Below are 7,299 nucleotides of genomic sequence, written 5' to 3'. Positions count from 1 at the left end.
GGCGCGCCGGTGAACTCGCAGCGGCCGGCGCGGTCGAGCGACAGGCGCAGCCGGCAGGGCGCGCCGGCGGGCAGGCGGCCGACCTGCTCCTGCAGCGCCTCACGCAGTTCGATCTCGTCCCAGCGAAAACCCAGCGCGGTGGCACTGCGCTGCAGGCGCGCGAGGTGACGGTCAAGATGGCGCACGCCCTGCTCGCGCGTCGCGTGCAGGGTCTCGAAGATCGAGAAGCCCGGATCGAGGCCGGTCAGGAAACGCCCCTTCAACTGGCATTCCCCGTATTCGTCCTCGGCCTCGCTGTCCAGCACGATGCCGGCACCGATGCCCAGCCGGCCCGCGCGCAGACCGTCGGGCGCGGGCGGGCCCAGGGTCAGCGTGCGGATCGCCACCGACAGGCAGAAGTCGCCGCAGGCCCCGTCCGGCGCTGCGGTCGGCAGGTCGACCCAGCCGATGGCGCCACAGTACAGGCCGCGTGGCGTGCTTTCCAGCCCGGCGATCAGCTCCATCGTGTGGTGCTTGGGGGCGCCGGTGATCGAGCCGCAGGGAAACACGGCGCGCAGCACCGTCGGCAGGTCGGTGCCGGGTGCCAGCTCGGCACTGACCGTCGAGGTCATCTGGAACACGGTGGCATGCGACTCCACCTCGAACAGCTCCGGCACCTTCACCGAGCCGGTGCGGGCGATGCGACCGAGGTCGTTGCGCAGCAGGTCGACGATCATCAGGTTCTCGGCGCGGTTCTTGGTGTCCAGGCTCAGCAGCCGGGCGGTCTCGCTGTCGCCTTCGAGCACCGCACGGCGCGGCGCCGTGCCCTTCATCGGCTTGGCGACGAGCCGGCCCTGCGCATGGCGGACGAACAGCTCCGGCGAGCACGACAGCACGTGTGCGACGCCGCTCGCGGCCACCTCGTCGGCCGGCAGCGCGATGAAGGCGCCATAGGGCACCGGCTGGCGCGCACGCAGCCGGCGGTAGAGCGCGACCGGCGCGCCGTGGGCCTGGAAGTCCAGCCGGTAGGTGTAGTTGACCTGGTAGGTCTCGCCGGCGCGGATGGCCTCGTGGATGTGGCCGATCGCGGCGTGGAAGGCGGTGCGGTCCACGCTGGCCTGCACGTCCAGCGCGCCGGCCGGGCCAGGCTCGGCCGAGCCCTCCCGCGTGGCCAGCCAGTGCCCGGCCTCGTCGGCCGACAGCCGCCGCAGTTCGCGGAACATCAGTACGCGCAGCGCGGCCCGGGCGTCGCCGGCGCGGCGACCGGCCTGCAGCAGCTTCGCGCCCCATTCGTAGTCGGCCAGCAGCACCGCGTGCAGGCCGGCGCGCTGGTCGGCCTCGACCGCGCGCCACACCGCGTCGAGCGCGGCCGGATCCTCGCAGCGGTGCGTCCGCACATGGTCCGTGTAGAGCCGGCTGCTCGGCCGCTCCGCGGTCGCCGCGCGGTCGTCCAGCAGCGCAAAGGCCTCCACGTCGTCGCTCATCGGCACTCGGTCAGCGTCCACGCGCACTCATTCAGTCAACCACGCCGCCCCAGCGCGCAGGCCGGAGCCAACCGCAGCCCACCCAGTGGACGCCGCGGTTCCGGCTCCGCCGGCCCGCCAGCGTCGCCCCCTTCGAGGGGGAGCGGCGCAGCCGCAACGGGGGTGATCGTCATTTCTCAACGAGGGTGGTCGTCATGACCAGTCGTCCATGTCGTGCCGGATCGTGTGCCGGTTCGCGATCAACTCGTCGATCGACGGCTCGTTGTTCAGCGCGCGGCGGATGGCCAGCTTGGTGGCCTCGTAGTTGGTGCGGTACATGTCCTTCTTGTCGAGGTTCGGATCCTTCGCGCAGCGGGGATCGATCCACACCAGGCTCACGATGCACAGCTCGTTGGCCACGTCCTTGGGGATGATGCCCTCGATCACGCAGTCGATCACCGCGTCGGCGGTGGCCGCCTGCACCACGCCGCCGAACAGGTCGATGTTGGCACTGTCCTTCAGGGTCACCTTCGGCACGGTGATCGTCGCCGGGCGGACCATCTGGTTGCAGGCGCGGATCGCGAACATCGCGGTGTGGCCCTTGCTCTGCGCCATCATGTTGGCGAACGCGGCGCCGACCGGGCCGTCGGTGCGGCCGATCAGGATCTCCGGCATCGCGTCGGTGAACTGGCCGTCTGCGGCGAACACGGTGGCTTCGCCGGCGTGGAAGGTGTAGGTCTTGCTCATGGCAGGGTCTCGAGTGAGTGGGACGAAAGAAGAAATCGAATGAAGCGGCAGGAGTGGCCGGGTCCGTCCCGGCACCTTTCAAGAGCTTAGCCGGGCCGCGCCGTGCCGGAGCGCGGCTCGCTCAGACGCACAGCAGCAGTTCGCCCTTGCCGCCCGCAGCGAGGTCGCCCAGATGCCGTTGCACGCGCCGTGCCGGCAGGCCAGCGAAGGCGCCGCCATGGCGCGCCAGGTCGCGCGCCAGCAGCTGCCAGAACACGTCGATGTTGCGTCGTTGGCCACGAAGGTGGGCGGGATCGTCGGCGCCGTGCCGGCGCAGACCACGCTGCCGCGGCGCATGCCGTAGCCGGCGTGCGCGCCGATGCGGCCGGCCACCGCGATCGTGCCGGCCACATGCGCCGAGCGAGAGTCGCCGGCGTCGCCGAACACCAGCGCGCTGCCGCGCCGCATGCGGTCGCCGAAGCGTGCGCCGGCCGAACCGCGCACGAGCAGCGTGCCGCCGCGCATGCCGTCCATGCTGCCCGGCAGGGCGCTGGCGGCGTAATCGCCGACGTTGCCGCCGATCTCCAGCCGGCCGCCCGACATCTCGCAGGCCGCCAGCAGGCCGGCATGACGGCGCGCGACGATCTCGCCGCCGCTCATGCCGGCGCCGAGGTAGTCGCCGACCGGGCCGTCCACGTGGATGCGTCCGGCGGTGAGCTGCCAGCCGATGCGGTCGGCGCGGGACAGATCGCCCTCGAAGCGGAGCGCGTCGTCGCTTCGTGCGGTGATCGTGAACAGCTCGCCCAGCGCGACCGACTCGTTGCCGTGCCAGACGCCGAACTTCGCCACCGCGTCGGCCGACAGACCGGCGAGGGCCGCGGGCGACAGCGCGCGCAGATCCAGGCGCAGCGCCGGTGCCTGCTTCAGCGTGAGTGTCCAGCCGCTCATGACCGCCCCTCGCTCACGGCCGCCGGCCGCTCACGATCCCCCGCGGGGATGTCGCCCGGCTTCGGGCGGCCGTGCGCCGGGCTCATGACCGCCCCTCCGCCGTGCCCGGCACCAGCTTGTGCAGGTGATAGAGGAAGGGCCCGAGCTTGCCACCGTAGTTGCCGGCGCCGATGCGCTTCAGGCCCGACGCGGCGCCACGCTCGATCAGGGTCTTCAGGCCGGTGCGCATCGCAGCCGCCACGTCGGCGTCGGTCAGTCCGTCGATCACGATCTCCATCACGCTGCCGATGTCGGGGCCGAGCTCGCTCTTCGCGGCCAGCTCGCGCAGGCTGGGGCAGTAGGCGTCGTTGGTCGACGCGCCGAGCGTCGGGTACTTGCTGCCGACCTTGGAGCCCGAGCGCACCACGCCGCCGGGGAAGGGCATCACGATGTTGGGCAGCTGCTTCATCGCGGCGACCGCGGCTTCCGCCGCCGCCAGCGCCGCCGCGGTGTCGGTCGCCAGCAGCAGCAGGTTGCCGCCGCCGACGGCCTGGGTCGTGACCCAGGTGGTTTCCTGCGCGACGAACTCGCCGTCCATCACCGGCACGCGCCAGTAGCGCTGGCCGCCAATCACCTTGCTGGTCTGCCAGCCGTCGCCGAAGAAGCGCAGGTTCTTGCCCAGCGCGATCGCGTCGCCCTCGAACAGTCCGGCGTAGACCGCGGTGGTCGGGCAGGTCAGCACGCACTGGCCGACGCGCTTCTCGACCTGCTTGGCGAGTTCGCGGCCGCTCATCGAGAAGATCAGGATCGCGATGCCGGGCCGCCCGTCGGGCGTTTCCTCGGGCGCCAGCTCGCGCTCGATGCCGGCCTCGCAGCCGCAGGCGATCACCGAGGTGGCGAAGCCGGTGGTGGCCACCGCCGCATGGCGCGCCCATTCGAGGTTGTGCGCCGTGATGACGAGCCGCGTGCCCTTCATCGGAAAGGCTTCGGCGAAGCTGTCGTCGATGACGATGCCGTTGAGTTCCATCGCGTCAGTTCGCAGTCGTCGTGAAGCAGGCGGTCGGCAGCAGCCGCCCGCCGTTGCAGCACCGGCACAGCTCGTCGTGGCCGATCACGGCGTTGCGCAGGCTCACGCTCAGGTGCTTCTCGGTGTAGGGCGCCAGCAGCTTCTCGATGCCGCGGTCGAAGGCCGGCTCGACGAAGTGCGTGCCGCCGGTCGGCGTGGCGGTGATGACGCCGGCCCGCGCCACCCGCACGCCGTCCTTGAACACGTGCTCCGGCGCGGTGAACATCGTCTCGCGGTTGGCGTGCTCGCGGTAGACGGCGATGTCGGCCGCGGCACCGACGCCGAGCTGGCCGCGGTCCTTCAGGCCGAGCAGCTTCGCGGGGCCGGCGCGCGTCATGATGGCCACCTCGTTCAGCGTCAGCTCGCGCGTGATCGAGCCCAGCGCCGACTGCGCCACCACGTCGGGGTGGAGCTTCGCGAACTGCTCGTCGCGGAAGCTCTTGTCCGTCAGCAGCCGGATCAGGTGCGGGTAGCTGGTGAACGGCGCGCCGTTCGGGTGGTCGGTGGTCAGCACCACGCGCCACGGGTCCTTCACCAGCAGGAAGATCTCCAGCCCGATCGCCCACTGCAGCGCGTTCACGTAGCTCTGCTCGCGGTACTTGAACGGCACCACGCCGCAGCCGGCGTCGCATTCGATGTCGGCGCCGATCCACTTGCGCGGGTTCGCGAGGCCGGCGTTGGCGTGCTGGCGCATCGTGTCGCCCGAGGCGGTCACGGTCTGGCCGAACATGATCTGGCCGACGTCGATGCTCACGTTCGGGTGGGCGTTCACCGCGTCGGCCAGGCGCTGCGCGGCCGACGAAAACTTCTTCGGGCCCTCGGTGCCGTAGGCGTGGAACTGGATGTGCGTCAGGTGCGCCGGCAGGCCCTCCAGCGCGTCGATGGTCGCGAGCGTGGACTCGATGTTGCCCGCCACGCCGAGGTTGCTGCCGTGGATGTGCAGCGGGTGCGGTACGCCCAGTTCATGCAGTGCCTTCGCCAGCGTGTGCACGATCGTGCGCGGCGTCACCCGCCAGTGAGCGTGCTCCTCGTCGACGTCGAGCTTGCGCTGGTTGAACTTGAAGGCCGAGATGCCGCCCGGGTTCACCACCTTCACGCCCATCGCCTTCGCGGCGTGGAGGGTCCAGCCGGCGTAGTCGCGGATCTGCTGGAACTCGCGGCCCTCGGCGAGCAGTTGCAGGAACAGCTCGTCGTTGCCGAGCATCACGTAGGCGCCGTGGTCGAGGATGGGCGTGTCGCCCATCTCCATGTGCGCATGGCGCGCGTTCGAATGCATCATCGCCGGCTCGAAGGCCGCCGTGTAGCCCATCTCGCGTACCGGTAGCCGGTGGCCAGCGTGCCGGGCGTGCAGTGGCCGCACGAGGCCAGCTCCAGCGGGTTGGTCGGCAACGCGATCGGGTCGCGGTTGAGGCGGTGGTCTTCCGGCAGCAGCATGCGCGCGAGGTTGACCTTGCCGCCGCCGATGTGCGTGTGCATGTCGATGCCGCCGGCCATCACCACGCAGCCGCTGGCGTCGATGTCCTCGCCCACCGCTTCCTTGGGATGCAGCTCGACGATGCGGCCGTCGCGCACGCCGATGTCGCGCACTGCGTCGACGCCGTTCGCCGGGTCGATGACGCGTCCGCCGCGCAATCGCAGCGTGCCGCTCATGCCGACCTCCCGGCCCGCAGCGTGCGCACGCGCGCGTTCAGGCGCTGCAGCACCTGCGCCACCGTCGGCAGCCCGTCGTCGTACACCGCCTCCAGCGGCAGTGCCACGCCGCCGTCGAAGCGGAACAGGTGGCCTGCCGAGCCCATGCCCGGCGTCGACACCGGGATGAACACCGCATCGGCACCGGCGCCGGCCTGCTGTGCCGGATGGCCCAGCACCACCGTCGGTATCGAAGCGCTCGGGGCCGCCGGCTCCGGGCCGAAGGCCGACACCCACAGCAGCGCGTCGACGCTGCCCTCGGCCAGCAGCCGCTTCGCGTCGAAGCGCAGCGGCTCGTGTTCCAGCCCCAGCGGGCCGGCGCGGCTGCGCAGCGGCAGGCCCGACAGCCAGGTGAAGACGTAGTTCACCGTCTGCAGCCCGTCCTTGCCGCTGAGCGGCAGCAGCGCGGCGCGCGAACGCTGGTTGAGCGTGCCCACCAGGCGGTTCAGCGCCTCGGCGATCAGCGCGCCGTGCTCGGGCAGCTGCGACGATTCCCACACGACGACGGCGTAGCGCGCCGCGTGCAGTTGCGCTGCCAGTTCGGCCAGCGCCGGGGCCGCGCGTGGCACGCGCCGGCCGTCCACCAGCGCGGCGAGCTGCGCGACACTGTCGAACAGGTCGCCGCTCAGCGCGACGCTGCGCTGCGTGACGCCGGCCAGGCCGTCGAGCGCCGGCTCGGTGGCGCCGCCGAGGAAGACGATCTCGCGCTGCGCGACCAGCGGCTCGCCGATGCCCACGCGGCGCCACAGCCCTGGAAAATTCTCGCGCGGCGACGCGCCGACGCAGACGATCAGGTCGGCGCGGTTGCGCACCTCGGCCAGCGTGGTGGTGAAGGCGCCGCGGTCCTGCAGCGCGCGCAGCGTGTGCAGCTGGGCGGCGCCACCGGCGGCGTCGCAGATGGCGCCGGTGGCACAGGCCAGCGGGTAGAGGGCGCGCGCACCGTCGACGTCGGTCGCCAGCCCGCCGAACAACGGCTGGCGGCTCGCCGCGAGCCGCTGCGCGGCCTGCTCGATGGCCTCGTCGAGCGAGGCGGGTTGCCCGGCGATGCTCGGCGTGGCACTCGAGCGCTCCGGCCGGAAGTGCGCCAGCGCGCGCTGTGCGCGCTCGCAGCCGGGGCCGCTCAGAGAGAAACGTCCGTCCTGCTGCGCCAGTTGCAGGTCGTCGTTCAGCAGCGCACAAAACGGGCTGGTCCAGGCGCGGGGGGCAGGGGCGTTCACGGGATCCATCATCGGCGCGCTGTCACGCAAAGCATGTGCCACGGGCGGGGCCGCGCGGCAGCGCGGCCGCATCCGCACCGGCCCGCGACACTGTGTGGCTGGCGCCGCCACAAGCGCCACAGTCTGTGCCGTCGCCCGGCGCGCCGACCACAGCCGGCAGGCGCCCGTCGTGCAGCGCCGACGCCACCAGCCAGGCGTGTGCACCGGCGGCTTGTGCAGCGGTCAGGTCGGC

Annotated in this window: 5 protein-coding genes and 2 pseudogenes; all 7 read right to left on the bottom strand. The window is 71.9% G+C overall.

Annotated elements, in window-relative coordinates; translation table 11 throughout:
* Positions 1-1,463: chorismate-binding protein (locus Y694_RS18445; protein ID WP_036235179.1), on the bottom strand; the 1,463-nt coding region annotated here is incomplete at its 3' end.
* Between the two features lie 192 nt (positions 1,464-1,655).
* Positions 1,656-2,189 (bottom strand): formaldehyde-activating enzyme, encoded by a 534-nt coding sequence (gene fae / locus Y694_RS18440; RefSeq protein ID WP_011830211.1) that lies wholly within the window; start codon positions 2,187-2,189, stop codon positions 1,656-1,658.
* A gap of 78 nt (positions 2,190-2,267) precedes the next feature.
* A complete protein-coding gene (locus tag Y694_RS18435; protein WP_310732273.1) occupies positions 2,268-3,116 on the bottom strand; it encodes a formylmethanofuran dehydrogenase subunit C in 849 nt (282 codons plus the stop codon).
* 82 nt (positions 3,117-3,198) lie between these two features.
* The gene (fhcD, locus tag Y694_RS18430; protein WP_036235177.1) at positions 3,199-4,122 is read right to left on the bottom strand and encodes a formylmethanofuran--tetrahydromethanopterin N-formyltransferase; all 924 of its coding nucleotides are present in this window, start codon (positions 4,120-4,122) and stop codon (positions 3,199-3,201) included.
* Between the two features lie 4 nt (positions 4,123-4,126).
* Positions 4,127-5,811 (bottom strand): annotated as a pseudogene (locus Y694_RS18425) (formylmethanofuran dehydrogenase subunit A).
* Positions 5,808-7,076, bottom strand: a complete 1,269-nt coding sequence (locus tag Y694_RS18420) for a formylmethanofuran dehydrogenase (protein ID WP_231497772.1) — start codon at positions 7,074-7,076, stop codon at positions 5,808-5,810. The pseudogene Y694_RS18425 and the gene Y694_RS18420 overlap by 4 nt, the downstream one beginning before the upstream one ends.
* Before the next feature lie 13 nt (positions 7,077-7,089).
* Positions 7,090-7,299: pseudogene (locus tag Y694_RS26205) on the bottom strand (nickel transporter); the annotation flags it as partial.

The organism is Methylibium sp. T29-B (genome assembly GCF_000576225.1).
GTDB lineage: Bacteria > Pseudomonadota > Gammaproteobacteria > Burkholderiales > Burkholderiaceae_C > Methylibium > Methylibium petroleiphilum.
Note: the sequence above shows the minus strand (reverse complement) of the source record. Positions and strands in the feature narration are given on the sequence as shown.